Raw genomic sequence first — 26,279 nt, forward strand, 5'->3', positions numbered from 1 at the left:
CGGTTCTCGTTATCGCAATACGCCCCCGGCCTAAATTGTGCAGGTTGCGCGCCGATACAATCGGTTCGGTTTGTCACGGTCCGTCCCCGACCACATTTGAAGCAGGTTGTCCGGCCGAAGCCCGTGCCGGAGAAGCATGTCAAGCGACGGGCAAGGAGCGTGCGGAAACAGACAAGCGTGCAAATACACGAAGATCGCTTTACGTAATGTGCAGTCGGGTATCCGCGACGCGGCCGAAAGCATCGGACTGCGGACGGCCTCTGCGAAGCTCGCGAGGCTGCGACTGCGCAAGGTCGTGCCGCTGCCGCGCATCGCGCATTGGTACCAGCGGCATTTCATCGTCCGTATGGCGGGTCCATGTTTCCGGCCCGGCACAGGACCTGCTGAAACACTCCGAACGGGACTTCCTGAAAGGCCGGCTCTCCGTCATGGGAGCATCGACCAGACCAAAAATGTCGCCGTCTTGAAAAGCTCTTTCGAAATTTTCTCCTACCCGAAAAGGATCTCCCCCGGACAAACGGCGGTGTACACATCATGAGGCGTATCACCATCAGCGGAAATTCCGTTCGGGTCCCAGTCAGCATGGTCGGATTCCCTCCGCAGTCGTGGGACCAACGAACCCAACGCCTTATCGGACAAAGGGCAATCCGACCTTATTTCAGACAGTCACTCTTCATATAAATATTTTCTTGCAAATTATTTGTACCGATGCCTAAAAATTTCTATTTTTGAGAGACGAAAGATACGCAGTCCAAGCTGTTTATCTTAGCAGAGACCGCTGAATATCGTAATAGCCATTGATAAACAGTCGAGGTGCGTGCACATAGTGCGCGGCCCTTGACCAAAGTGGTTATTGCATTTAGTTGATCGGTCTCTGCTAATTGTGAAAGTGCCGCGCACCTATTTTGAAAACGTACGACTCAAAATAAATGCCGGAGTTATGAATAGATATCGGATTTCTCTCTCTACGCACGCCGTCGGCTGCGGTAGTGTTTCTCTGCGATCATTTCTCTTTTCCGACGTACCTGCGGTCCCGAAATATTCATACCTGCCGTGTACCGTCGGACTCGACGCTTTTCCGCGAATTGAATTTCCCGTGCTTTCCGCCGGATGCAGACGTTTTCCGTCCGACAGCTCTCCGCACCCTGCAAACGATAAAGAGCCCTCCTTGACAAAGGAGGGGCAGTGACGCGACTCATTGCAGGAGGAAGGGACCGAAAACGGTCCCTTCCGTTTTGAGAATGAATCTCGAATATCCGGACAATCCGCCGCCACGGTCAGACCGAGCGTTTTCGCCTCGTTTCCGGTCGCTCCGGTTCGTAACGGCGGAGCGGCGACGCACGCGGCATCCTCCCCGCGAAGCGTTCCCGGACCGGCCGTCGCGTCCGAGAAGCGCAGGGGCCGGAACGCTCCGGGGAGCCGGAACGCTCCGGGGGGCCGGAACGCTCCGGGGGGCCGGAACGCTCCGGGAACGGAGGACCCGCCTTCCGGAATACGGGAAGGCGGGTCCGTAACGGCTCTCCGGCCGCGGATCAGAACATATAGTCCCACGCGGGAAGCTGCTCAGGCTTCGTACCGGCCGCTTCGAGCGATTTCGCATCGAGGTATTTCCGGTTGATGACGATGCGGAACATGTATTCGTCGAACCACTCGTCCGTGAAGGTCATATACCCTTCGTGCCCGGCCGAGGGGCCCCAACTGTTCTCGAACTGCCACTTCAGGGGCACGTCGTTGTCGTCGGTATCCACGGCGATCAGCGCCATGGCGTGCGCCGAACCGCTCTGCCGCGTGAGGATGCGCGCCTTCTTGTCCATCGCAAGGTCGATGCCGAACATCGACTCGTAGTCGTACATCGCGGGATCGCAGACGCCCGAAACCGGATCGTAGTCCGCCACGTCGCAGGAGGCGTACATCGCCTCGCCGGCCTTGATCGAGGCGATCGCGGCACGCTTGATCGCCTCGTTGGGCAGGTTCAGATAGACCCAGTTCACGCCTTCGTAGGTGTTGCGGTAGTTCCGGATCTCGTACACCTTGTAATATTCGCGCGTCGGGTCGTTCATAATCATAATGTAGGAATCGGGGGCATAGTCCGCGGGGACGATGCTGCGGTAGAACTCCAGCGGCGTGGTGCGCAGCGTCTTCACTTCACCGTCACGCGTCTCGTAACGCCATTCGAACCCGGCGGGCGGCTCGCCCAGGCAGAGCGCCAGCACACGGTAAACCTCTTTCAGCACGGCGATCTTCGCCGCGGCGATCTTCGCCCGGTCCGCTCCGGAGGCTGCCAGACCGCGCAGTTCGTACCCGCCGGCCCGCAGCCGCTCGTTGAGCACCGACCTTAGGTAGGCCGTATTGTTCGAATGGGCCGTTTCGGGCATCACCTCGCGCGGCACGACGCCGTACTTTTCGGCCACGTTGTAGAAGAGGTTCCACACGCCGCCGTCGCCCACCGGCGTCTTGAAGAAAAACTCCACGTCGCGGTCGGTCATCGGCCGGTCGGCCGTCGCAACGGCGTTCTCGAGGAAGAGATTGCTCTTCTCGAACATGTCCCAGAAGTAGTTGTAGTTGTGCGAGAAATCGAACTCCGAAAGGCCGAACCGCTCCATGACCGACGGACGCAGCACGTTCATCGAGGTGAACATCCAGCACCGCCCGGACTGTTTCTGGTCGGTGATGCCCTTCACCTCGACCCGGTATTTGAAATAATGGTCGATCTTCCCCTGCAGGTCGCGGTTCAGGGCCAGCTTCCGCAGGTTCGCCTCCGCCGTCAGCGCATTCTGCAACGCCGTGGTGGAGCCGTCCTTCACGAAGGAGGAGGCGATCTCTTTCAGGTCCGCTCCGGTCAGTTCCTGGGCCGAAGCGTCGAGGAACAACGTTCCCAATGCCAACGCAAGTAAGGTCTTCTTCATAGTAGGTTCGATAATGAGAATCCAAAGATACGAATTTGCCGCCGTTTCCAAAAATATTTCCCGTTTTCGGCGCCGAAGACCGCCGGACACAAAATAGGAGAAGCGACGGTTCGGACCGTCGCTTCTCCTCGCGGAACATCCGCAGTCCCGGAGACCTCGGCTCCGACCGCGAATCAGTGCGTCCGGACGGCCTCCGCCGCTCCGTCGTAGTCGGGCTCCTCGGTAATCTCCGGAACCAGTTGCGCATAGACCACCTTTCCCTCGCGGTCGATCACCACCACGGCGCGCGCCAGCAGCCCCTTCAGCGGACCGTCGGCCATCGCGACACCGTAGGCCGCGTCGAATCCCGAGGCGCGGAAGTCCGACGCCGGAACGACGTTCTCGATTCCCTCGGTCGTGCAGAAACGGGCATGGGCGAACGGCAGGTCCTTCGACACGGCCACGACGACCGTATCGGGCAGCGAGGCGGCCAGTTTGTTGAACCGCCGCACCGAAGCGGCGCAGACGCCCGTATCGAGGCTCGGGAAAATATTGAGCACCACGCGGCGTCCCTTCAGATCGGAGAAGCGGAGCGGTGTGAGGTCGGTCTTGACCAGTTCGAAATCGGGGGCGGCGACACCCTCGCGGATGAATTCGCCGGCAAGGTTCACCGGCGAACCCTTGAATTTTACTGTACTCATAACGATATGTGTTTTATTCGGCCTATCCGGTTCCACACCGCCGCGGAACACGTCCGACTGCCGGCGCAAACCGTATAAACTGTCTTTATTATAATAGAACGGTCCGAAACGGAATTTATTGCCCGGACCAGCCCGCGCAAAGCGCGCGAATCCGATGCCCGGAAGGCACATTTCAGAATCCTTTCAGATTCGGTTCGGAACTTGCGGCGCCGATCCGGGCTTTTTCGTATCTTTGTTCCCGGCCCGGATCCGGACACGGCCCGAACGACACACGAACCGACAGACAGAACAAGATGAAAAGACTCGCCACGCTCCTTCTCCTCGCGGCCTCCCCATTCGCCGCGGCGCAGGAAAACACCCTGCCGAAAAGCCCGGCTCAGGAAGCCTCCCTGCTGCGGCGTACCGCATTCGGCACGGCCGATTCGCTCCGCACGGACGCCGCGACGGACGCCGGGCTGCTCGAACGGCTCCGCAACATGCCCAACCTCGAGGTGGGCAGGGGCATCACGTTCCGGCCGAAAAACGACTGGTTCGAGCTGACGATGCGTTTCAGAATGCAGAATCTTCTGGCGCTCTCGTTCGACGAAGACTTCACGCTGACGAAAACCGACGCCCGCGTCAAGCGGCTGCGCCTGCGGTTCGACGGCTACATCTACTCCCCGAAACTGGTTTACTCCGTGCAGTTGGGATTCACCGGCTACGACGCCGAGACGCTCCCGAACGGTTCGACGAACATCGTGCGCGACGCCATCGTCTACTACGTGCCCAACGCCGCATGGAACATCGGATTCGGACAGACGAAGATCAAGGCCAACCGCGCGCGCATCAATTCGTCGAGCGCCCTTCAGTTCGTCGATCGCAGCATCGTGAACAGCGAATTCAACCTCGACCGCGACTTCGGTCTCTTCGGCGAATACAACCCGCTCCGGGGCGAAGGATTCAACCTCTCGGCCAAAGCCTCCGTCACGCTGGGCGAAGGACGCAACTGGGGTTCCTCGTCGGGCGGCGGCCTGGCCTACACGGGGCGCGTGGAGCTGTACCCGCTGGGACGCTTCGGAGCGAAGGGCGACCTGCTGGAGGGCGATTTCGACCACGAGGAGCGGGTGCGCATCCTGCTGGCCGGAGCCTACTCCTACAACCACAAGGCCGCACGCCTCTCTGGCCAGCGCGGCGCCCTGATGCCCGACGGCGCCACACGGAACATCGGCTCCTACTTCGTGGATTTCATCCTCAAATACCGCGGATTCGCCTTCTACACCGATTTCATGGGCCGCACGAGCGGCGACCCGCTCTTCGATACGGACCGCAACGCCTTCATCTACGACGGCTGCGGCCTCAACGTGCAAACCAGCTACCTGTTCGGCAGCAAATGGGAGGTCGCGCTGCGCAACTCGACGCTCTTTCCCGACGCGGAGGTCCGCCCCTACGCCGGATACGAACGCTGGAACCAGACCTCGGTGGCCGTGACCCGCTATATCATCGGACACAGTCTCAAGGTGCAGGCAGACGCCTCCTACAACCACCGCAGCCGTTCCGCAGCGGACTACAACCGCTGGGAAATCCGCTTCCAGCTCGAACTCGGGCTGTAACGCAGGACAAGTCCGGCGGGGCCGTTTTCCCGTCGTTCCGCAATGATCGCTCCGGTCAGAGGATCTTCAGCGCGATCCGGGCGCAGGCCTCGGCGTCGGCCAGCGCGTGATGATGGTGCGCAAGGTCGAAGCCGCAGGCGGCCGAGACGGTGTGCAACCGGTGGTCGGGCAGGCTGCGGCCGAAGACGCGGCGCGCCGCCCGGCACGTGCAGACGAAACGGTAACCGGGATAGGGCATGCCGTACAGCTCGAAGACGGCGCGCAGACAGCCCTCGTCGAAAGGCGAGTTGTGCGCCACGAGCGGAAGCCCCTCGATGCGGGGCGCGACCTGCCGCCACACCTCCGCGAAATCGGGCGCATCGGCCGTATCCTCGTACCTCAGGCCGTGGATGGCCGTCGTGAAACGGCTGTAAAAATTGGGCCGCGGACGAATCAGGCTGTAAAACGTATCCACGACCTCGCCGCCCCGCACGACCACCACGCCCACCGAGCAGACGCTCGTGCGGCGGCCGTTGGCCGTCTCGAAATCTATGGCTGCGAAATCGGTCATTTTCTGAAAAAACTCTTTGCGCGGCAAAGATAACGCCCTCCAGGCAGAAAAGCAAATCGGCCGCGGCCGCGGAAATCCGCCGAAACCTCGGAGAGCGAAGGACATATCGCCGAGGAAAGGAGACGCCGGAAGACGAACGCACCGGGAGACGGAGCCAACGAGGAACGAGTACGGCAAGGGCCGGATGCCGGACGGAAACCGCCCCAGCCGCAGAATGTTGCGGCTGGGGCGGCCGGACTCGGGGAAACTCCCCGGCATGAGGGAAAATCCGCTACTCCCACTCGATCGTGGCGGGCGGCTTGGAGGAGATGTCGTAAACCACGCGGTTCACGCCGCGGACCTTGTTGATGATTTCGTTCGACACGTCGGCGAGGAATTCGTAGGGCAGATGCACCCAGTCGGCCGTCATGCCGTCCGTGGAGGTCACGGCCCGCAGGGCGACGCAGCTCTCGTAGGTCCGCTCGTCGCCCATCACGCCGACGCTCTTGACCGGCAGGAGGATGGCTCCCGCCTGCCACACCTTGTCGTAAAGTCCGGCGGCACGCAGGGCGTCGATATAGATTCGGTCCACGTTCTGCAGAATCTCGACCTTCCCGGCCGTGACGTCGCCCAGAATGCGGATCGCCAGTCCCGGTCCGGGGAAGGGATGCCGCCCGATGAGCCGCTCGGAAATGCCGAGCGAACGCCCCACGCGGCGCACTTCGTCCTTGAAGAGCAATCGCAGCGGCTCGACGATCTTCAGATTCATCTTTTCCGGAAGACCGCCCACGTTGTGATGCGACTTGATCGTGGCCGAAGGACCGTTCACCGAACACGACTCGATCACGTCGGGATAGATCGTCCCCTGCGCCAGCCACCGCACGTCCTCGATCCGCTGCGCCTCCTCGTTGAACACCTCCACGAAGTCGCGGCCGATGATCTTGCGCTTCCGCTCGGGCTCCGAAACGCCCGCCAGATCGGCGAGGAACTTCTCCCCGGCCTTCACGCCCTTGACGTTCAGGCCCATGTCCCTGTAGGATTCGAGCACCTCGTCGAACTCGTTCTTGCGCAGCAGGCCCGAATCGACGAAGATGCAGTAGAGGTTGCGGCCGATGGCCCGGTGCAGCAGCACGGCGGCCACCGTCGAATCGACGCCGCCCGAAAGGCCCAGCACCACGCGGTCGTCGCCCAGTTTCTCGCGCAGCTCGCGTACGGTGGACTCCACGAAGCTCTCCGAAGTCCACGACTGCGCGCATCCGCAGATGCCGACGACGAAATTCTTCAGCAACTGTTTGCCGTCGGTCGAGTGATAGACCTCGGGGTGGAACTGAATGCCCCATGTCCGCTCGCCGCCGATCCGGTAGGCCGCCACGCGGACGTCCTCCGTCGAAGCGACGATCCCGTACCCTTCGGGAACGCGCGTGATCGTGTCGCCGTGCGACATCCACACCTGCGTCGTCGCCGGAAGATCGCGCATCAGCGGGTCCTGCGCGTCGCCCACGGTGAGCATCGCACGGCCGTACTCGCGGCTGGGAGCGGGCTGCACCTCGCCGCCGAAGGCGTGCGCAAGGTACTGCGCGCCGTAGCAGACGCCCAGCAGCGGCAGCCTGCCCCTGATCGCCGAAAGATCGGGCGTCGGGGCCTGGGCATCGCGCACCGAGAAGGGGCTGCCCGAGAGAATCACGCCCCGCACCGACGAGTCGATCGCCGGAATCCGGTTGAAGGGGTGGATCTCGCAATAGACGTTCAGCTCGCGCACACGCCGCGCGATGAGCTGCGTGTACTGCGACCCGAAGTCGAGAATGATGATTTTTTCCTGCATTCTATGTTCGAAGTTTATCGTTTGCGTTTCGTTGCTCTTCCGCGCCGGAGGCCGGAAAGCGGAACTCCGCCGCAGCGGCGGCTCCCGTTCCCCGGGCGACGATTCCCGCCCTGCGGACGTCGGTCACGCACCATACGGCCGGCGACGCCGCGGGACTGCAAGGGCCGCGTCCCATCCCCACCCGGGAAATACCGGTCTGCGGCCCGCCACGCCCCTACCGCTCGCTCGAATAGTTCGGGGCCTCGCTCGTGATCGTCACGTCGTGCGGGTGGTTCTCGACGACGCCGTTCGACGTGATGCGGATGAATTTCGCGGTTTGCAGCGCCGCGATGGTCGGCGAGCCGCAGTATCCCATGCCCGAACGGATGCCGCCGATGAGCTGGAAGACCGTCTCGCTCAGCGTACCCTTGAACGGCACGCGCGCCACGATACCCTCCGGCACGAGCTTGTTGATGTTGCCCTCGCACCCTTTCTGGAAATAGCGGTCGGCCGAACCGGCCTTCATGGCGTCGATCGACCCCATGCCGCGGTAGGTCTTGAACTTGCGGCCGTTATAGATGATCGTCTCGCCCGGAGCCTCCTCCGTGCCGGCGAACATGGAACCGATCATCACGCAGTCGCCGCCCGCGGCCAGCGCCTTGACGATGTCGCCCGAATAGCGCAGACCGCCGTCGGCGATCACCGGGACGCCCGAGCCCTTCGCCTCGGAGGCCGCGGCGTAGATGGCCGACAGTTGCGGAACGCCCACGCCGGCGATGATGCGCGTCGTGCAGATCGACCCCGGCCCGATGCCGACCTTGATGCCGTCGGCGCCGTTGTCGATCAGGAACCGCGCCGCCTCGGCCGTGGCGATGTTGCCCACCACGACGTCGAGCGACGGATAGGCGGCCTTGATCTCCTGGAGCTTCCGCACGATATTGAACGAGTGGCCGTGCGCCGAGTCGAGCACCACGGCGTCCACGTCCTCGGCCACGAGCGCCGCGACGCGTTCCATCGCATCGGGCGTGATGCCGACGCCTGCGGCCACGCGCAGACGGCCCTTCGCATCCTTGCAGGCGTTGGGATGATCCTGTACCTTGGTGATGTCCTTATAGGTGATGAGCCCCACCAGACGGCCTTCGTCGTCCACGACGGGGAGTTTTTCGATCTTGTTGTTCAGCAGCACCTCCGAAGCATGCTCCAGCGCGGAGTTGTGCGTGGTGATAAGGCGGTCGCCGGGGGTCATCACCTCGGCGATCTTGCGCGACATGTCGCGCTGGAAACGCAGGTCGCGGTTGGTGACGATGCCGATCAGCTTCCGCGCGCCGTCCACGACGGGAATGCCGCCGATGCGGTTCTCCTTCATCAGATTCAGGGCGTCGCCCACGGTGTTCTCCTTCGAGATGGTCACCGGGTCGTAGATCATGCCGTTCTCGGCGCGTTTCACGCGGCGGACCTGCGCGGCCTGCTCGGCGATGGACATGTTCTTGTGGATCACTCCGATACCGCCTTCGCGAGCCAATGCGATGGCCAGCGGTGCTTCGGTCACGGTATCCATCGCGGCAGACACGATGGGAATGTTGAGCCTGATATTTCGCGAGAAACGGGTGCGGATATCGACCTCTCGCGGCAACACTTCCGAATAGGCGGGTACGAGCAGCACATCGTCGAACGTAAGTCCTTCGGGCTGAACCCTTTCATTGATAAAAGACATAATGAACGTGGATTTTTGTTGCTCGCAAAATTAAGCATTTTTTTCGAAACGGCCCAAAAACCCGCCGCCGATCGCCGTTTTTTTATCAACAATTTATCAATACGGAAACGGCGAACCGGACTTTTTTCACTATCTTTACGATCGACGAAAACACCCGCCGCACGATGAAAAAACTGCTGCCCCTGCTCCTCCTCGCCGCCGCAACGGCCTCCTGCACCCGCCGCCCCGTCATATCGGGCCGAATCGAAGGGCTGACGAACGACACGCTGATCGTACAATGGGGAGCGATCGAAGCGATTCCGGCAAAGGAACTGCACCGGGACACGGTCGTCGTCCGAAAAGGGAGGTTCACGTTCGATGCGCAGATCAAAAAGCCGTGTTTCTTTTCGATACGGCCCCTGCAGGCAGTCATTCCGATCCGGGGAGGGTACAAATGGTACAGTTCCGTGTCGGACATTCATTTCACGCTCGACCGTGGAGAGCGCGTCGCGATCCGTGCGAAGGTCGATTCGATCTACACGGATTACACGCTCTCGGGCGAAAGCCCGAATACGGAGTGGAGCCGGTTCCGCGCGGAGCAGTTGCCGCTCCATATCGCCTACACCCGCCTCTCCCTGCGGGCCGACACGGTCCTGTCGGCAGAAGAGACAAACGCACTCTCGGAACGGCTCCGCGCGCTCTCCGGAAAAATTATCGGTGCCGTCACGGAGTATATCCGGGAAAATCCCTGCGAAACGCTCTCGGGCTATCTTCTCGCAGACATCCCGACCGACAGCGTGCTAAGCTGCTTCACCTTATTGGACGAACGGGTTCGCACGTCCCGGTTCGCTCCGCTCATCGCACATGCGGTCGGGAAGGCCGAGGCACGGCAACGGTCTCTCGAAGCCCGGAAGAAAACCGCCCCCGGCATGCCGGCCCCGGAATTCGTGCTCCGGGATGCCGACGGAAAGGAGTTCGCCCTCTCGTCGCTGCGCGGACGATACGTCGTGCTCGACTTCTGGGGAAGCTGGTGCGGATGGTGCATCAAGGGATTCCCCCGGATGAAGGCGTGCTACGAACGCTACAAGGACAAACTGGAGATCGTGGGCATCGCCTGCAACGACACCCCGGAGAAGTGGCGCGAGGCGATCGGACGGCACGGACTGCCGTGGGTACACGTCATAAACCCGCGGAACGCTGCCCCCGGGGACGACGTGACGGTCCGGTATGCCGTCGAGGGCTACCCCACCAAAATCGTCATCGACCCCGAAGGGCGCATCGCCGCCCGGTTCGTCGGCGAGAGCGAGGAGTTCTACGACAAGCTGGCGGAGATGCTGGAATAACGCCTCCGCAGCCCCCCTCTTCACGGACCGCCCCGGCTGCAACGGATTGCAGCCGGGGCGGTCCGTATTGCGGAACACGGCGGACGGCAGTCCCCGGACACGGAGAAGCCGGTGCTAATACTGCTCCTTCTCGTTGGGAAAGTCCCCCGACTTCACGTCGCCGACATACTGCGACACGGCATCGGTCATCACCGTATGCAGGTCGGCGTAACGGCGCAGGAACCGCGGCGAGAAGCCCTTGTTGATTCCCAGCATGTCGTGAATCACCAGCACCTGCCCGTCGCACGCGCCGCCGGCCCCGATGCCGATCGTCGGCGCGGAAATTTCGCGCGTGACACGCCCGGCCAGCGCCGCGGGAATCTTCTCGAGCACGACGGCGAAACACCCCGCGTCGCTCAGCAGATGCGCGTCGCGCACGAGTTTCGCGGCCTCGGCCTCCTCCTTCGCGCGGACCGTATAGGTTCCGAACTTGTGGATCGACTGCGGCGTGAGCCCGAGATGCCCCATGACGGGAATGCCGGCCGAGAGGATGCGCTGCACCGATTCGAGAATCTCCTCGCCGCCCTCCATCTTCACGGCGTCGGCCTCGGTCTCCTTCATGATGCGCACGGCCGAGTCGAGCGCCACTTTCGAATTGCCCTGATAGGCGCCGAAGGGAAGATCGACCACCACCAGCGCGCGGCTGACGGCCCGCACCACCGAACGGGCATGGTAGATCATCATGTCGAGCGTGATGGGAAGCGTCGTCTCGTAACCGGCCATGACATTGGCCGCCGAATCGCCCACGAGGATCACGTCCACGCCGGCGGCATCGACGATCCGGGCCATCGAATAATCGTACGAGGTGAGCATGGCGATCTTCTCGCCGCGCTGTTTCATCTCCGTCAGACGGTAGGTCGTCACCGCCCGGAGGCTGCTTTCTACGGACATTTCTTCTTCAGAATTTAAATTTCAGGTGCGGCAAAGATAACGCAAGGCGGGCACAACGCAAAATTTATTTCGCCCCGCCCGGGATGCGCTCCGCCCGATGCCCTCCTCTCCGCGGGCCGATCCGGCGGAAAAAACTCCACAGCACGACTCCGCCCGACACCGAGACGTTGAGCGAATGCTTCGTGCCGGCCTGCGGAATCTCGATGGCCCCGTCGCAGCGATCGACCGCCTCCTGCCCCACGCCCTCGACCTCGTTGCCGAAGACGAGCGCATACCGCACGCCCGGCTCGGGACGGAAGTCGTCGAGCATCGCGGCCCCCTCGACCTGCTCGACGGCAAGGATCGTGCAGCCCGCGGCCCGCAGACGGTCGAGACACTCCGCCGTGGAGGGGTGATAGCTCCACGCGACGGTCAGTTCGGCGCCCAGCGCCGTCTTGTGGATATCGCGGTTGGGCGGCGTGGCCGTGATGCCGCACAGGCAGATGCGCTCCGCGGCGAAAGCGTCGCACGTGCGGAAAAAGGCCCCCACGTTTTGCAGCGAACGGACGTTGTCGAGCACCACCGCGACGGGCATCTTCTCCATCGCGGCGAATTCGGCGGCCGACGGGCGGCCCAGCTCCTCGTTGGTTATTTTACGCATTCCCGGTTTTCATGAATGATTTCGGGGTCAAAAGTAGTCAAATAAAAAATATTTTGTCTAATTTTGGGGCCTCAACGCAAAGAAATTATGCACATCCGAAAACTCTTGCCGCTCGTCGTGGCCCTGTGCCTTTCCGGGGGGGGGCTCCGCGCGCAGAAAATCCTCGTCGGCGCCGACTTCGCCACGCGCTTCGACAACCGCGAATACGCCAACAACGACTTCAACCAGTCGCAGACGCTCTTCAGCGCCCGCCTCACGCCCCGTGTGGGCGTCGAATGGCAGGAGAAGAACCGCCTCGTATTCGGCGTGGACATGCTACAGAACTTCGGCCAGCACAACGGCGCGCGCGAACCGTTTCTGAGCGACGTCAAACCGCTGATGTATTACCGCTTCTCGACCGAGAACGTGCGGGCCGCGGCGGGTATCTTCGACCGCAAGGAGCTGATGGGCGACTACTCCCCTGCCCTCGTCAGCGACTCGGTGGCGTTCTACCACAACCGCCTGTCGGGCTTTCTGGGCCGCTACGTCTCGACGCAGCGCGAAAAGACCTACGTGGAGATGGCTATCGACTGGGAGGGCATGTACTCCGAGGAGTCGCGCGAAATGTTCCGCATCCTCTCGGCCGGACGCTACACGCTCGACGGCGGATTCTATTTCGGATACGCCTTCTCGATGTTCCATTTCGCCGGCTCGAAACTCGACGAGAACGTGACGGACAACCTGATCGTGAATCCCTATGCCGGCTGGGAGTTCGACGCCTTCTTCGACTTCGACGTCCGGGCCGGACTGCTCTTCGCCCCGCAGCGCGCCCGCAGCGTGGACCACGACTGGAAAAAACCGTGCGGCGGACAGATCGACCTGCGGATCACCCGCTGGGGCGTGAAGATCGAGAACAACCTCTATCTGGGCGAAAACCTGCAGCCCCTGTGGCAGTATTACGGCCCCGAAGGGCTGTACGCCGGGGAGCGGTTCTATTCCACGACCGAACATATCTACAACCGCACGTGGATCGGCTACGACCGCAAGTTCTTCGACGACACGATGCATGTCGAAGCGGGCATGGTCTTCCACTACGACGGCACGGGCACGGGCACGCAGCAGATGGTCAAGCTCTCGGTGGACATCCAAAAGCTGTTCGACATCGGCAGAAAGAGAAACTGACCCGCACGCCGGACCGGCCGAGGGACCCGGGTCCCGGAACGACAACACAAAACCGCAATATCGATATATGGCAAGCGAAACCAACGAAACCCGCGAGAAGTCGCTGAACTTCCTCGAAGAGATCATCGAAGAGTCGATCGCCCGGGGCGAGAAACGCGTACAGACCCGTTTCCCGCCCGAGCCGAACGGCTACCTGCATATCGGGCACGCCAAGAGCATCTGCATCAACTTCGGCCTGGCGAAGAAATACGGCGGCCGATGCAACCTGCGCTTCGACGACACGAACCCCGTCAAGGAGGACGTGGAGTACGTCGATTCGATCAAGCGCGACATCCAGTGGCTCGGATTCCAGTGGGCCGAGGAGCACTACGCCTCGGATTACTTCGACCAGCTCTACGCATGGGCCGTCGAACTGATCCGCAAGGGACTGGCCTACGTGGACGACCAGACGCAGGAGGAGATCCGCGAAAACCGCGGCACGGTCTCCGTGCCGGGTACGCCCTCGCCGTGGCGCGACCGGTCGGTCGAGGAGAACCTCAACCTGTTCGAGCGTATGAAGAACGGCGAATTCCCCGACGGCGCGAAGGTGCTGCGCGCGAAGATCGACATGGCCCATCCGAACATGCTCTTCCGCGACCCGATCATGTACCGCATCATCCACGCCGAACACCACCGCACGGGCGACAAGTGGTGCATCTACCCGATGTATGACTACGCCCACGGACAGAGCGACTCGATCGAGCGGATCACCCACTCGATCTGCACGCTCGAATTCGACGTCCACCGCCCGCTCTACGACTGGTTCATCCGGGCGCTGGACATCTACCCGTCGCACCAGTACGAATTCGCGCGGCTGAACCTCACCTATACGATGATGTCGAAGCGCAAACTGCTCAAACTGGTGCAGGAAGGCGCCGTGATGGGCTGGGACGACCCCCGCATGCCGACGATCTGCGCCCTGCGCCGCAAGGGCTACACGCCGGCCTCGGTGCGCAACTTCGCCGAAATGGTGGGCGTGGCCAAGCGCGACAACGTGATCGACCTGGGAAAACTGGAGTACTGCGTGCGCGAGGACCTCAACAAGGTCGCACAGCGCCGCATGGCCGTGCTCAATCCGCTGAAGGTGACGATCACCAACTACCCCGACGGCCAGACCGAACTGTTCACCGCCGTAAACAACCCCGAGGACGAGACGGCCGGCACGCGGCAGGTCCCCTTCTCGAAGGTGATCTGGATCGAACGCGACGACTTCATGGAGAATCCGCCCAAGAAGTTCTTCCGCCTCTCGCCGGGCGGCGAGGTGCGCCTGCGCTATTCGTACCTCATCAAGTGCGAGGAGGTCGTCAAGGACGACGCGGGCAACATCACCGAACTGCGCTGCACCTACGACCCGATGTCGGGCGGAGGTTCGTCGAGCGACGGCCGCCGCGTGAAAGGCGTCATCCACTGGGTGTCGGCCAAAGATGCCGTGGAGGCCGAAATCCGGCTCTTCAATCCGCTCTTCACGAAGGAGAACCCCGACGACGTGGACGAAGGGCAGACCTGGGAGGACAACCTCAACCCCGAGTCGATGGTCCGGATCACGGGCTATCTGGAACCTTCGCTGCGCGAGGTTCCCGTGGGAGAGGCCGTGCAGTTCGAACGCGTGGGCTACTTCTGCCCCGACACCGATTCGACGCCCGAGCATCTCGTCTTCAACCGCACGGTGACGCTCAAGGATTCGTGGGCCAAGATCAACAGGTAGCCCCACCGCGACCCGAAAAACCGGAATGGCGGCGACCCGAAAGGATCGCCGCCATTCCGTATTCCTTGTGCAGGCCCGTCTCCGGAAACGATCCCGGTCCGCCGCAGGGCGGCAGCATCCCGCACCCGGGCAATCACATCAGCCGGCCGAAGGTCCGGCGTCCCAGCAGATAGCGCAGAAGAACCGACCCGCGGTAGATATTCGCGGCGGCCGATCCCCTGCGGGACGCCCGGATCGCGCGCCGCTTGCGGGTCAGCTCCCCGTGCCAGCCGAGGAAGTCGCGCCAGGCGCGGAACACCGCCCGGAAACTGTCCGCACGCCCCTGCACCAGATACGACAGGGCCGCCAGCAGATCGAGCCCCGGGCGCACGACGGCCACGACGGCGCGCTGCCACGGCGAGGCGCACTTGTAGAGCATCGCCAGGTCATTGCGGTGGTTGTAGAAGACCTTGGCCGGAGAGTCGGTAGCGAGCGTGCCGCCGCCGAGGTGATAGACCCGGCTCTCCGGAACCACCCGCACGCGCCAGCCCGCCAGCTGCATCCGCCAGCAAAGGTCGATCTCCTCCATGTGGGCGAAGAAGTCGGCATCGAAGCCGCCCAGCGCGCGGAACACGTCGGCACGGCAGCAGAAAGCCGCCCCGCTCACCCAGAAGACGTCGCGCGCATCGTCGTACTGCCCCGCGTCGCACTCCACGCTCCGCAGGATGCGCCCCCGGCAGAAAGGATACCCCAGAAAGTCGATGAACCCGCCCGAAGCGCCCGCATACTCGAAGCGGCCGCGGTCGCGGAACGAGAGCAGCTTGGGCGACACGACCGCCACGTCGGGATGACGGCGCAGGCAGTCGAGCAGCGGCTCCAGCCACCCCGGAGGCGTCTCGACGTCGGAGTTGAGCAGCACGAAATATTCCGCTTCGATCCGCTCCAGCGCCCGGTTGTACCCGCCGGCAAAGCCGTAGTTCCGCTCCAGGCGCACCACCCCGACCGACGGGAATTCCCGCTCGAGCAGGGCGACGGAACCGTCCGTCGAACCGTTGTCGGCGACCACGACGCCCACCCCTTCGGGCGCCGCGGCCACGACGCTCGGCAGGAAGCGGCGCAGGTGCTCCTCCCCGTTCCAGTTCAGAATGACGATCTCAACGTTCGGCATCCGGCATGCGTTTGTGTTTCCAGCGGCGGTGCGACCACATCCAAAGTTCGGGCCGTTCGCGGATCACCCGCTCCAGCTCGCGGACATAGCGTTCGGTGATCTCGTTGGGCGCGACCTGCTCCTCGCCGTCGTAAAGCGGCACGAACGACATGCGGTAACGTCCCCGCTGCAAGCGGTCCATCCGCACGAAATAGACGGGCAGGCGGCAGCGCAGCGCGAGCTTCTCGCCGCCGTCGAAAAAGATCGTATCCTGATTGAGAAAGCGGAACCAATGGCTGTCGGGACGGCGCGGAGGATTTTGGTCGGCGATAAGCCCCATCACGAGGTTCTTGCCGCGGAACCCCTTGTCGCGGTGGCGCAGATAGAAACGCAGACTCTCCTTCATCGAGACGGTCGTGGCGTAGTCGCCGTTGCGCAGGCGCTGGTACAACGCCTCGGCGACCTTGCTCCGCAGCGGATGATAGACGGCCACGACGATCTGCGTCGGGGCGTAGAAGCCCCAGAACGAGCAGTATTCCCAACAGCCGAAATGGGCCGTCATGGCGATCCAGTCGCGGCCCCCGACCTTCCGCAGGTGCTCCTCCAGTCCCTCGACCTGCAGGATGGAGCGCCCCTTGTCCGGAGTCAGACGGGCCAGGTCGATCGTATCGACGATCAGTTCGGCCAGCGTGCGGTAGAACCGGCGACGGATCGCCGCCAGCTCCTCGTCGCTCTTCTCGGGGAAGGAGTTGCGCAGGTTCCGCCGCACCACCTGCATCCGGTAGCGCAGGCAGTAGCAGAGCACGAAGAAGAGCAGGTTTTCGACGACATGGAATTTGAACCAGTAGGGCATCGCGGCGAACAGGCGCGCCATCCGCCAGAGTATCTCCAGCCAGATCCGCTGAGCGATGTTCAGGTCCGTCCGCTTCATAACTTATCGGTATTGCGGGATTTGGGTTTGCCGGCCACGACGATGACGAACTCGCCCCGCGGCTCCGTCGCGCGGAAATGGCCGAGCACCTCGGCCACCGACCCGCGCACGGTCTGTTCGAATTTCTTGGTCAGCTCGCGCGACACGGAAACGGCGCGGTCGGGGCCGAACACCTCGGCGAACTGCTCGAGACACCGCACCACGCGGTAGGGCGACTCGTAGAAGACCATCGTCCGCTCCTCCTCCGCCAGTGCGAGCAGGTGTTTCGTCCGCCCCTTCTTCTGGGGCAGGAACCCCTCGAAGCAGAACCGGTCGCACGGAAATCCGCTCTGCACCAGCGCCGGAACGAAGGCCGTGGCGCCGGGCAGCGTCTCCACCTCGATCCCCGCCCCGACACAGGTGCGCACCAGAAGGAACCCCGGGTCGGAGATGCCCGGCGTCCCGGCGTCCGACACGAGCGCCGCATCGCGCCCCGCGGCGATCTCCCCGGCGACCAACTCGACCGTGGCGTGTTCGTTGAACTTGTGGTGCGACCGGAGCTTCTTCTCGATGCCGAGGTGTTTGAGGAGAAACGACGTCGTGCGCGTATCTTCGGCCAGAATGAAATCGACCGTGCGCAGCACGTTCACCGCGCGCAGCGTGATGTCGTCCAGATTGCCGATCGGCGTCGGCACGATATAGAGTTTTGCCATGCCGTCAAGCGAATTTGCGTTCCAGCAGCTCCATCAGCAGTTTCGCACCGTCGGAATTGGCGTTCCAGGCGTAGTTCTCGGCAATGTAGATCATGCAGTCGTCCAGATCGCCGAAGCCGTTGAGCGCATCGAGCGCCGCATCGAACGCCTCTCCGTCGCCGCCGAACAGATCGCGGATCATGAGGAACTTGTCGTTGATTCCGATGGCGCGGTGCAGGTCGGTGACCGGCTCGCTGCGCCGCAGCTCCGAGGCGATGTCGCGGGGCGGGGCGATGGTGTCGGCCAGCGTCTGCACGTCGTGGTTTATCACGTCGCCCAGCACCGCTCCGGGAGCCGCCGACGCAAAATCCGCGACGGACTCCCCGCCGGACGGACCGGCCGGCTCTTCTACCACCGGATGCTCCGCAGCCTCTCTCGCGGCCTCCGACGCGGAGACACGTGCGAAAAACGCCGCACCCGCCGAGTTCTCCCGTACCGAATCCGGACGGGGAGCCGCTGCGGCCGCAGACCCTGCGACGGAATGCGGGGCGGGTTTCGGCGCAGGCTCCGCCGTATCGTAGAGCGACATGATGACACGCTGCTTATGCCGGTGACGCAGGGTGGCCTCCTCCAATCCGAACAGCGTCGGGGCCACGGGATGCGACGTGCCTTCCGCGGCATCCCCCGAGGCGTCCGCCTCCCCGGAATCCGCCGGAACACGAACGGCCGCCGGGGCATCGCCGGAACTCGCCGGCACGGGGTCCGCGGAAACGGGACCTTCGGAAACGGAATCGGCGGACGGCTGCGCGATCTCGGGTTCCGCCACCGGATCCGGAACAGCCTGCGGCTCCGGCACGACAACCGCCTTCGGCGCAGCTTCCGGCTCCGCAGAAACGGCGGGGGCCGAATCGCCGTCCGGATCAAGCGCTGCGACGGATTCCGGAACGGAAACGAACGCCGCATCCGGAACGATTCCGGGTGCAAACGGTGCAGACTGCGCCGTCTCCGGCACAAAGTCGGACGCGAACGGTTCGGATTCCGGAGCGGGAGCGGCGGCTCCCGGGACTAATACGGCGGATTCCGGAACGGGAGCGACAGGCTCCGGTGCGGATTCCGGCCGAATCTCCGGAAGCCCGGCAACGGAAGTCTCTTCCGCCGCCACGCCGCCGAAGTCAGGTCCGTCGTCCGGCACGGCGGCCGCACCGGCAGCCGGGTCGAGCGAGAGCACCTCGCCCAGGTCGATGGGAAAGGCGGCTTCCGGCGCCGGCTCCTCCGCAAGCTGCGCATCCGCAACCCCGCCGAAACGCACCGCGTCGTACAGGCCGCGCAATTTTTCGAGCACCAGATCGCGCTCCAGCGCGCTTATCTCTTCCGGAGCGTTCCAGCCGCCGACGATCTCCGAAAGGCGCTGCAACTCGCTCCGCAAACGAATCAAATCCATAATATACGGGTAATTTGCCTTCAAAGATAGGAAAAAATTACGAACGCACCGCTTTCCGGCCCGGATGAATTTGCCGGCAACGGTTCGGAACGCCCCTTTTCCCGGCCGTAAAGGACCGCCGTCCGCCGGGGGCCGGTCCCGCCGATCCGCTATGACGCCCCCGCCGCCCGGCTTCCCCATACGAAAAATTTTCAGACAAAACGCCGTACAATCCCCGAAATAAAACATTTTTCGACTACCTTTGTAAAGTTACATACACAAAACCCATATCAAAAGCGAACAATTCCGACAAAACCCCGAACAAACAAAAATCATTTCACACAACCTTCAATCCACCCGCACACCTATGACTTTCAAACCGCTGCTCCTTCTGCTCGGTCTCGCGTGCGCCCCGGCGGCGTCCGCGGCCCCGAAAAGCTACACGCTCTCCTCGCCCGACGGCGAACTGCAAGGCTCCGTCACGGTCGGATCCGACCTCCGCATCTCGCTGGAGGCCGACGGACGAACCGTGCTAGCCCCGTCGCCCGTGTCCATGACGCTTGCCGGAGGCGAAACGCTGGGACACGATCCCCGGGTCGTCCGCATCCGGAAGCACTCGGCGGACGAGACGATCGAATCCCCGTTCTACACCAAGGCGCGCGTCAGTGACCGCTACAACGAACTGACGATCTCGTTCCGCAGCGATTACAGCCTCGTGCTCCGCCTCTACGACGACGGCATGGCCTACCGGTTCGTCACCCAAAAGAAGGGAACGATCGTCGTCGAACGCGAGCAGGCGGACTTCACCTTCCCCGAAGATTACACGACCCGCGCACCCTACGTCCACCGCCTCGAGCTCAAGGATTTCGAATGGCAGTTCTCCAACTCGTTCGAGAACACCTACGTCCGGGAGCCGATGACGCGGCTCGATCCGCGGCGGCTGATGTTCCTGCCCGTGCTGGTCGAGCTGCCCGAAGGGCGCCGAATGCTCCTCACGGAATCCGACCTCGACGACTACCCCGGCCTCTTCCTGAACGCCTCGCCCCGCGAGCCGCAACTGCGGAGCGTGCTGGCGACCTATCCCAGGACGGTCGAGAATCCGAGCGGCTACAACAACCAGCAGCAAATCGTCATCGACCGCGAGAAGTTCATCGCCCGGACCGACGGCACGCGCTCCTTCCCGTGGCGCATAGCCATCGTCACGAAGGACGACGCCGGACTGCTCCTCAGCGACATGGTCTACCGCCTGGGGGCCCCGTCGAAGATCGCCGACACGTCGTGGATCCGTCCGGGGCAGGTGGCCTGGGACTGGTGGCACGCGCTGAACCTCTACGGCGTGGACTTCGAGGCGGGCATCAACACCCGCACCTACAAATACTATATCGACTTCGCCGCCCGCAGCGGACTGGAGTACATCCTCATCGACGACGGCTGGTCGGTGAACGGCCCGGCCGACCTGATGCAGGTCGTGCCCGAGCTCGACCTCGAGGAGCTGGTGGCCTACGGACGCGAACGCAACGTGGGCATCCTCCTCTGGGCCGGACACGCACCTTTCGAGAACGACATGGAGCGCGTCGTGCGCCACTATGCCGAGATGGGCATCAAAGGCTTCAAGGTGGACTACATGAACCGCGACGACCAGCAGGTGGTCCGCTTCCTGCACCGCGCCGCCGAGGTCTGCGCCCGCCACCGCATGGTGCTCGACTTCCACGGGGTGTTCAAACCCGCGGGGCTGAACCGCACGTGGCCCAACGTGCTGAATTTCGAGGGCGTCTTCGGTCTCGAGAACCTGAAATGGTCGCCCGCGACCACTGACATGGTGACCTACGACGTCACGATGCCCTTCATCCGCATGGCGGCCGGACCGGTGGACTACACGCAGGGGGCCATGCGCAACGCCTCGAAGAAGAACTACCGCCCGGTGCACGGCGAACCGATGAGCCAGGGCACGCGCTGCCGCCAGTTGGCCGAATACGTCGTCTTCTTCTCGCCGCTCAACATGCTGAGCGACTCGCCCTCGAACTACCTGCGCGAACGGGAGTCGCTGGAGTTCATCGCCGGCGTGCCGACCGTCTGGGACGAAACCGTGCCGCTGGCCGGCGCCGTCGGCGAGCAGGTCGCCGTGGCGCGGCGCGCGGGCGACGTGTGGTATGTGGGCGCCCTGACGAACTGGGAGAGCCGCGACATGGAACTCGACCTCTCGTTCCTCGGAGAGGGCCCGTGGACGGTCGAGAGTTTCAGCGACGGTCCGAACGCAGCCCGCGCAGCCCGCGACTACCGCCGCGAAAAGGCGGCGCTCGACCCGTCGGGCCGGCTGAAGGTGCACCTGGCTCCCGGCGGCGGATTCGCCGCACGCATCTCCCGGTGACGGCGCGGCGATGCCCGCCCGCGGAAAGGCAGCGGCTTCGGCCGCTGCTTTTTTATGCGCAAATTGAAAAGAAATTCCTATCTTTGCGGAACTGCCCGGCCCCGCGCGCCGGGCGCGGTTCCGAAACGAATACAACAAGAGAGATACATGGCTTTACAATGCGGCATCGTGGGTCTTCCGAACGTCGGAAAATCGACCCTTTTCAACTGCCTGTCGAACGCGAAGGCGCAGGCGGCGAACTTTCCCTTCTGCACGATAGAACCCAACGTGGGGGTAATCACCGTCCCCGACGAACGGCTGGTCCGGCTGGCCGAAATCGACAACCCCAAACGCGTAGTGCCCACGACCATCGAAATCGTGGACATCGCCGGACTGGTCAAGGGCGCCTCGAAGGGCGAGGGACTGGGCAACAAATTCCTCGGCAACATCCGGAACACGAACGCCATCATCCACGTCCTGCGCTGCTTCGACAACGGCAACATCACCCACGTGGACGGGTCGATCGACCCCGTGCGCGACAAGGGGATCATCGACACCGAACTGCAACTCAAGGACCTCGAGACCGTCGAGAACCGGCTCGCCAAGACGCAGAAGGCCGCCACGTCGGGCGGCGACAAGCAGGCCAAGCGGGCCGTGGAGCTGCTCCTGCAATACAAGGCCGCCCTCGAACAGGGCCGGAGCGCCCGCACGGTCGAACTGGACAGGGAGGACCGCCGCCTGGTGGCCGACCTGAACCTGCTGACCGACAAACCGGTGCTCTACGTCTGCAACGTGGACGAGAAGAGCGCCGTGACGGGCAACGCCCACACCGAGGCCGTGCGCGCCGCCATCGCCGACGAAAAGGCCGAAATGCTCGTGATCGCAGCGGCGACCGAGGCCGACATCGCCGAACTGGAAAGCTACGAGGAGCGGCAAATGTTTCTCGAAGACATGGGCCTCGGGGAGTCGGGCGTGGTGCGGCTCATCAAAGCGGCCTACAAATTGCTCAATCTCGAAACGTTCTTCACCACCGGAGCAGACGAGACCCGTGCCTGGACCTATTCGCGCGGCATGAAGGCCCCGCAGACGGCCGGCATCATCCACACCGACTTCGAGCGGGGATTCATCCGCGCCGAAGTCATCAAGTACGACGACTACGTGGCGCTCGGATCGGAGAAGGCGTGCCGCGACGCGGGCAAGATCGGCATCGAAGGCAAGGAATACGTCGTGCAGGACGGCGACATCATGCACTTCCTGTTCAACGTCTGACCCGCCCCGCCGGACCCGCTCCGGAAGGACGCGGACCGGAGCGGCCGACACGTTATGTTCAACCTCAAAACGACAGAGCCATGAAAAACACGAAGTATTTGCTGCTCGGCATCGCAGCCGTCGTATGCGCCGCCATCGTGGGCCGCGCCTACACCTATAAATACCGCGCGCAGGACACGATCCTCGTGACCGGACTGGGCGAGGCGGAATTCACCTCGGACCTGATCGTCTGGTCGGGCGAGGTGACGGCCGAGGCGCAGCAGGTCGCCGCGGGATACGCCCAGATAGAAAAGAGCAAGCAGAAGGTGCAGGAGTACCTCGCCGCGAAGGGCGTCTCCGCCGGGGAGACGGTCTTCGCCTTCGTGAACGTCGAGAAGCAGTACGACCCGATCTACAACGCCAACGGCAACTGGGCCGGGCAACGCTTCGCGGGCTACCGCCTGCGGCAGCGCTTCACGGTGGAGTCGGCCGACGTGGAGAAGGTCGAGACCGTCTCGCGCGAAATCTCGTCGCTCATCGCCCAGGGCGTCTCGATCGAGGCCTACGCCCCGGACTATTACTACACGAAACTCGACGACGTGAAGATGGGCCTGATCGAGAAGGCCTCGGCCGACGCGCGGACGCGGGCCGAGAAGATCGCCCTGAACGCCGGCACGAAGATCGGCCGTGTGGCTTCGGCACGCATGGGCGTCTTCCAGATCACCGGAGCCAACACCAACGAGGAGTTTTCGGCCGGCGGGTCGTTCAACACCTCCTCGCGCCAGAAGAAGGCGCGCATCACCATGCGAATCGAATACAGAATAAAATAACGAGACAAGATGGAAAGACCCGTTCGGGTGCGTTTCGCACCCAGCCCCACCGGACCGCTGCACATCGGCGGCGTCCGCACGGCATTGTATAACTACCTGTTCGCACGGCGGCACGGCGGCACGATGATCCTGCGCATCGAGGACACCGACTCGCAGCGCTTCGTGCCCGGCGCCGAGGAGTACATCCTCGAATCGCTCCGCTGGTGCGGCATCGGGATCGACGAAGGCGTCGGCGTCGGAGGCCCCCACGCCCCCTATCGCCAGAGCGAACGGCGCGAGATCTACCTCAGATACGCCCTGCAACTCGTCGAGGCCGGATGGGCCTACTATGCCTTCGACACGGCCGAAGAGCTGGACGCCCTGCGCCGCGAGGCCGAGGCGCGCGGCGAAGCGTTCGCCTACAACCACGCCGTGCGCGGGCGGCTCGCCACTTCACTGGCCCTTCCGGCCGAAGAGGTGAAGGCGCGCATCGACCGCGGCGACCAGTGGGTGATCCGGTTCAAAATGCCGGTGGACGAGGTGGTGAAGATGGACGACCTGATCCGCGGCCACGTCGAGGTGAACACTTCGACGCTGGACGACAAGGTACTCTACAAGTCGGCCGACGCGCTGCCCACCTACCACCTCGCCAACATCGTGGACGATCACCTGATGGAGATATCGCACGTCATCCGCGGCGAAGAGTGGCTGCCCTCGCTGCCGCTGCACTACCTGCTTTACAGGGCTTTCGGCTGGGAATCCTCGCAGCCGGCTTTCGCCCACCTGCCGCTGCTGCTCAAACCCACGGGCGGCGGCAAGCTCTCGAAACGCGACGGCGACAAGATGGGCTTCCCCGTATTCCCGCTCTTCTGGACATCCCCCGCGACGGGCGAGACCGCCCGCGGCTACCGCGAGGACGGCTACTTCCCCGAAGCGTTCATCAACATGCTGGCGCTGCTGGGCTGGAACCCCGGCACGGAACAGGAGCTGTTCTCGATGCAGGAGCTGATCGACAACTTCTCGCTGGAGCGCGTCTCGAAATCGGGCGCCCGGTTCCAGCCCGACAAGGCCAAGTGGTTCAACGCCCAATACATGCACCGCAAGACGGATGCCGAACTGGCAGCCGTCTGCCAGCCGATCCTGCGCGAGCACGGCATCGAAGTCCCGGACGAAGCGGCGGGCCGCGCCGCAGGCATCATGAAGGAGCGCGCGCAGCTCATCACCGACCTGTGGGACCTCATCTCCTACTTTTTCGTGGCTCCCGCCGAGTACGAGGAGAAGCAGACGCGCAAATACTGGAAGGGACAGAACCCGGCGATCCTCGCCGAACTGCGCGGCGTGCTGGCGGGCATCGACGACTTCTCGAAGGAGAACACCGAGCGGATCGTCCACGGCTGGATCGACGAGAAGGGATACGGCATGGGGCAGGTGATGAACACGCTGCGGCTGGCGCTCGTCGGCGCCGGCAAAGGCCCCGGCATGTACGACGTCACGGAATTCATCGGCCGGGAGGAGTGCCTGCGCCGCATCGACCGCCTGCTGAAAAACCTCAAACCCGCCGAATGACCATGGTACGGATCGAACAACACGTATGGGGCATGACTCCCGAGGGCGAAGCGATCATCCTCTACACGCTCCGCAACGACCGCGGCGCCGAAGTGCGCCTGTCGAACTACGGCGCGGCGATCGTAGCCGCCGTCATGCCCGACCGCGAAGGCCGCATGGCCGACGTGGTGCTGGGCTACAAACACCCCGAAGGATACTTCCACGACGGCGCGGCCGCCGGCAAGAGCGTGGGCCGCTGCGCCAACCGCATCGCCTTCGGGCGGATGACGGTCGAGGGCGAGGAGTATGCGCTGGAGGTGAACAACGGACAGAACCACCTGCACGGCGGCACGAACAACTTCGCCAACCGCGTCTGGGAGAGCCGCGTGGAGACCAACCGCGTGGTCATGTCGCTCCTCTCCGAGGACGGCGACCAGGGGTATCCGGGCGAGCTGTGCGTCGAGGCCGTTTTCGATTTCGACGACGACTGCTCGCTGGAGATCACCTACCGGGCCCGGACCGACCGGACGACGGTCGTGAATCTCACGAACCACGTCTATTTCAACCTCGCGGGCGACGGCTCGGGATCGGTGCTCGACCATGAACTGCGGCTCAACGCCTCGCAGGCGCTCGAAATGAACGAACGGCAGATTCCGACGGGCCGGCTGCTCGACGTGGCCGGCACGCCGCAGGACTTCCGCGACTACCGGCCGTTCCGGCCCGGCATAGACGCGGAGTTCAACCACATCCGCGACTTCAAGGGATACGACCACCCGTTCGTGATCGACGGCTGGAGGCCCAATATCCTGGGCGAGGTGGGCTGCCTGCGCGACCCGCGGTCGGGCCGCTGCGTCGAGGTGCTCTCCTCGCAGCCCAGCGTGATGATCTACACGGGCAACTGGCTCGCGGGCGGCTGCCCCGAGACCAAGACCGGCGGCCGCTATGCGGACTACGACGGCGTAGCCGTCGAGTGCCAGAACTATCCCGACGCGGTGAACCATCCCGAATTCCCCTCGCCGCTGCTCCGGCCCGGCGAAACCTACTGCCAGAAGATCGTCTTCCGGTTCGGGAACTGCTGATTCACGGAAGCACGATATGTTCCGCCCCTGCCGCAATTTTTTGCAGGGGCGGAATCGTTATCGGTCCCCTTGCCGAAAGGAATCGGA

20 protein-coding genes are annotated in these 26,279 nt (G+C 63.4%); 9 read left to right on the top strand and 11 right to left on the bottom strand.

Annotated elements, in window-relative coordinates; all coding sequences use genetic code 11:
* Positions 1 to 1,532: 1,532 nt before the first annotated feature.
* Both FME97_RS01420 and tpx read right to left on the bottom strand, forming a co-directional pair.
* Positions 1,533 to 2,906 (bottom strand): C1 family peptidase, encoded by a 1,374-nt coding sequence (locus FME97_RS01420; RefSeq protein ID WP_141427551.1) that lies wholly within the window; start codon positions 2,904 to 2,906, stop codon positions 1,533 to 1,535.
* Positions 2,907 to 3,079: 173 nt separating this feature from the next.
* Complete coding sequence (gene tpx, locus FME97_RS01425; RefSeq protein WP_141427553.1) at positions 3,080 to 3,586, bottom strand: thiol peroxidase; 507 nt, start codon at positions 3,584 to 3,586, stop codon at positions 3,080 to 3,082.
* A gap of 293 nt (positions 3,587 to 3,879) precedes the next feature.
* On the opposite strand from tpx, the gene FME97_RS01430 reads away from it, so the two are divergent.
* On the top strand, positions 3,880 to 5,175 hold the full coding sequence (locus FME97_RS01430) for a porin (RefSeq protein WP_141427555.1): 1,296 nt from the start codon (positions 3,880 to 3,882) through the stop codon (positions 5,173 to 5,175).
* Positions 5,176 to 5,230: 55 nt separating this feature from the next.
* On the opposite strand, the gene FME97_RS01435 is transcribed toward FME97_RS01430, so the two are convergent.
* The 3 genes from FME97_RS01435 to guaB all read right to left on the bottom strand — a co-directional run bounded on the left by FME97_RS01435 (position 5,231) and on the right by guaB (position 9,219).
* Positions 5,231 to 5,725: an exonuclease domain-containing protein gene (locus FME97_RS01435; protein WP_141427557.1), complete on the bottom strand. Its 495-nt coding sequence runs from the start codon at positions 5,723 to 5,725 to the stop codon at positions 5,231 to 5,233.
* Between the two features lie 271 nt (positions 5,726 to 5,996).
* Complete coding sequence (guaA, locus tag FME97_RS01440) at positions 5,997 to 7,526, bottom strand: glutamine-hydrolyzing GMP synthase (protein ID WP_141427559.1); 1,530 nt, start codon at positions 7,524 to 7,526, stop codon at positions 5,997 to 5,999.
* Between the two features lie 214 nt (positions 7,527 to 7,740).
* Positions 7,741 to 9,219 (bottom strand): IMP dehydrogenase, encoded by a 1,479-nt coding sequence (gene guaB / locus FME97_RS01445; protein ID WP_141427561.1) that lies wholly within the window; start codon positions 9,217 to 9,219, stop codon positions 7,741 to 7,743.
* A gap of 164 nt (positions 9,220 to 9,383) precedes the next feature.
* Here guaB and FME97_RS01450 point away from each other — a divergent pair, with 164 nt between their 5' ends.
* On the top strand, positions 9,384 to 10,541 hold the full coding sequence (locus FME97_RS01450) for a TlpA disulfide reductase family protein (RefSeq protein WP_141427563.1): 1,158 nt from the start codon (positions 9,384 to 9,386) through the stop codon (positions 10,539 to 10,541).
* 114 nt (positions 10,542 to 10,655) lie between these two features.
* On the opposite strand, the gene panB is transcribed toward FME97_RS01450, so the two are convergent.
* Together panB and FME97_RS01460 are read right to left on the bottom strand one after the other, a co-directional pair.
* Positions 10,656 to 11,471: a 3-methyl-2-oxobutanoate hydroxymethyltransferase gene (panB, locus tag FME97_RS01455; RefSeq protein WP_141427565.1), complete on the bottom strand. Its 816-nt coding sequence runs from the start codon at positions 11,469 to 11,471 to the stop codon at positions 10,656 to 10,658.
* 64 nt (positions 11,472 to 11,535) lie between these two features.
* Entirely contained in the window at positions 11,536 to 12,111 is a 576-nt protein-coding gene (locus FME97_RS01460) for an RNA methyltransferase (protein ID WP_141427567.1), read from the bottom strand.
* An 87-nt stretch (positions 12,112 to 12,198) separates the two neighbouring features.
* Here FME97_RS01460 and FME97_RS01465 point away from each other — a divergent pair, with 87 nt between their 5' ends.
* Positions 12,199 to 13,272 (top strand): hypothetical protein, encoded by a 1,074-nt coding sequence (locus FME97_RS01465; RefSeq protein ID WP_141427569.1) that lies wholly within the window; start codon positions 12,199 to 12,201, stop codon positions 13,270 to 13,272.
* A 67-nt stretch (positions 13,273 to 13,339) separates the two neighbouring features.
* The gene (locus tag FME97_RS01470; RefSeq protein WP_141427571.1) at positions 13,340 to 15,016 is read left to right on the top strand and encodes a glutamine--tRNA ligase/YqeY domain fusion protein; all 1,677 of its coding nucleotides are present in this window, start codon (positions 13,340 to 13,342) and stop codon (positions 15,014 to 15,016) included.
* A gap of 133 nt (positions 15,017 to 15,149) precedes the next feature.
* Here the strand turns inward: FME97_RS01470 and FME97_RS01475 are convergent, their stop codons facing one another.
* From FME97_RS01475 to FME97_RS01490, 4 genes are read right to left on the bottom strand one after another with little or no spacing between them, the layout of a single operon-like run.
* Positions 15,150 to 16,163 carry a glycosyltransferase family 2 protein gene (locus FME97_RS01475; protein ID WP_141427573.1) on the bottom strand — a complete coding sequence of 338 codons (1,014 nt, stop codon included), beginning with the start codon at positions 16,161 to 16,163 and terminating at the stop codon, positions 15,150 to 15,152.
* A complete protein-coding gene (locus tag FME97_RS01480; RefSeq protein ID WP_141427574.1) occupies positions 16,150 to 17,073 on the bottom strand; it encodes a lysophospholipid acyltransferase family protein in 924 nt (307 codons plus the stop codon). The genes FME97_RS01475 and FME97_RS01480 overlap by 14 nt, the downstream gene beginning before the upstream one ends.
* Complete coding sequence (rsmI, locus tag FME97_RS01485) at positions 17,070 to 17,765, bottom strand: 16S rRNA (cytidine(1402)-2'-O)-methyltransferase (protein WP_141427576.1); 696 nt, start codon at positions 17,763 to 17,765, stop codon at positions 17,070 to 17,072. Before rsmI ends, FME97_RS01480 begins: the two co-directional genes overlap by 4 nt.
* A gap of 4 nt (positions 17,766 to 17,769) precedes the next feature.
* Entirely contained in the window at positions 17,770 to 19,185 is a 1,416-nt protein-coding gene (locus tag FME97_RS01490; protein ID WP_141427578.1) for a hypothetical protein, read from the bottom strand.
* A gap of 346 nt (positions 19,186 to 19,531) precedes the next feature.
* Between FME97_RS01490 and FME97_RS01495 the strand changes: the two genes are divergently transcribed.
* The 5 genes from FME97_RS01495 to FME97_RS01515 all read left to right on the top strand — a co-directional run bounded on the left by FME97_RS01495 (position 19,532) and on the right by FME97_RS01515 (position 26,192).
* Positions 19,532 to 21,532, top strand: a complete 2,001-nt coding sequence (locus tag FME97_RS01495; RefSeq protein ID WP_141427580.1) for a glycoside hydrolase family 97 protein — start codon at positions 19,532 to 19,534, stop codon at positions 21,530 to 21,532.
* A 147-nt stretch (positions 21,533 to 21,679) separates the two neighbouring features.
* Complete coding sequence (ychF, locus tag FME97_RS01500; protein ID WP_141427582.1) at positions 21,680 to 22,780, top strand: redox-regulated ATPase YchF; 1,101 nt, start codon at positions 21,680 to 21,682, stop codon at positions 22,778 to 22,780.
* Positions 22,781 to 22,860: 80 nt separating this feature from the next.
* Positions 22,861 to 23,589 (top strand): SIMPL domain-containing protein, encoded by a 729-nt coding sequence (locus tag FME97_RS01505; protein ID WP_141427584.1) that lies wholly within the window; start codon positions 22,861 to 22,863, stop codon positions 23,587 to 23,589.
* A gap of 9 nt (positions 23,590 to 23,598) precedes the next feature.
* Entirely contained in the window at positions 23,599 to 25,134 is a 1,536-nt protein-coding gene (gene gltX / locus FME97_RS01510; RefSeq protein WP_141427586.1) for a glutamate--tRNA ligase, read from the top strand.
* Positions 25,135 to 25,136: 2 nt separating this feature from the next.
* Positions 25,137 to 26,192 carry an aldose epimerase family protein gene (locus FME97_RS01515; protein WP_141429912.1) on the top strand — a complete coding sequence of 352 codons (1,056 nt, stop codon included), beginning with the start codon at positions 25,137 to 25,139 and terminating at the stop codon, positions 26,190 to 26,192.
* The last annotated feature ends 87 nt before the right edge of the window (positions 26,193 to 26,279 follow it).

The sequence above is a fragment of the Alistipes dispar genome, from assembly GCF_006542685.1.
GTDB classification, from domain to species: Bacteria; Bacteroidota; Bacteroidia; order Bacteroidales; family Rikenellaceae; genus Alistipes; species Alistipes dispar.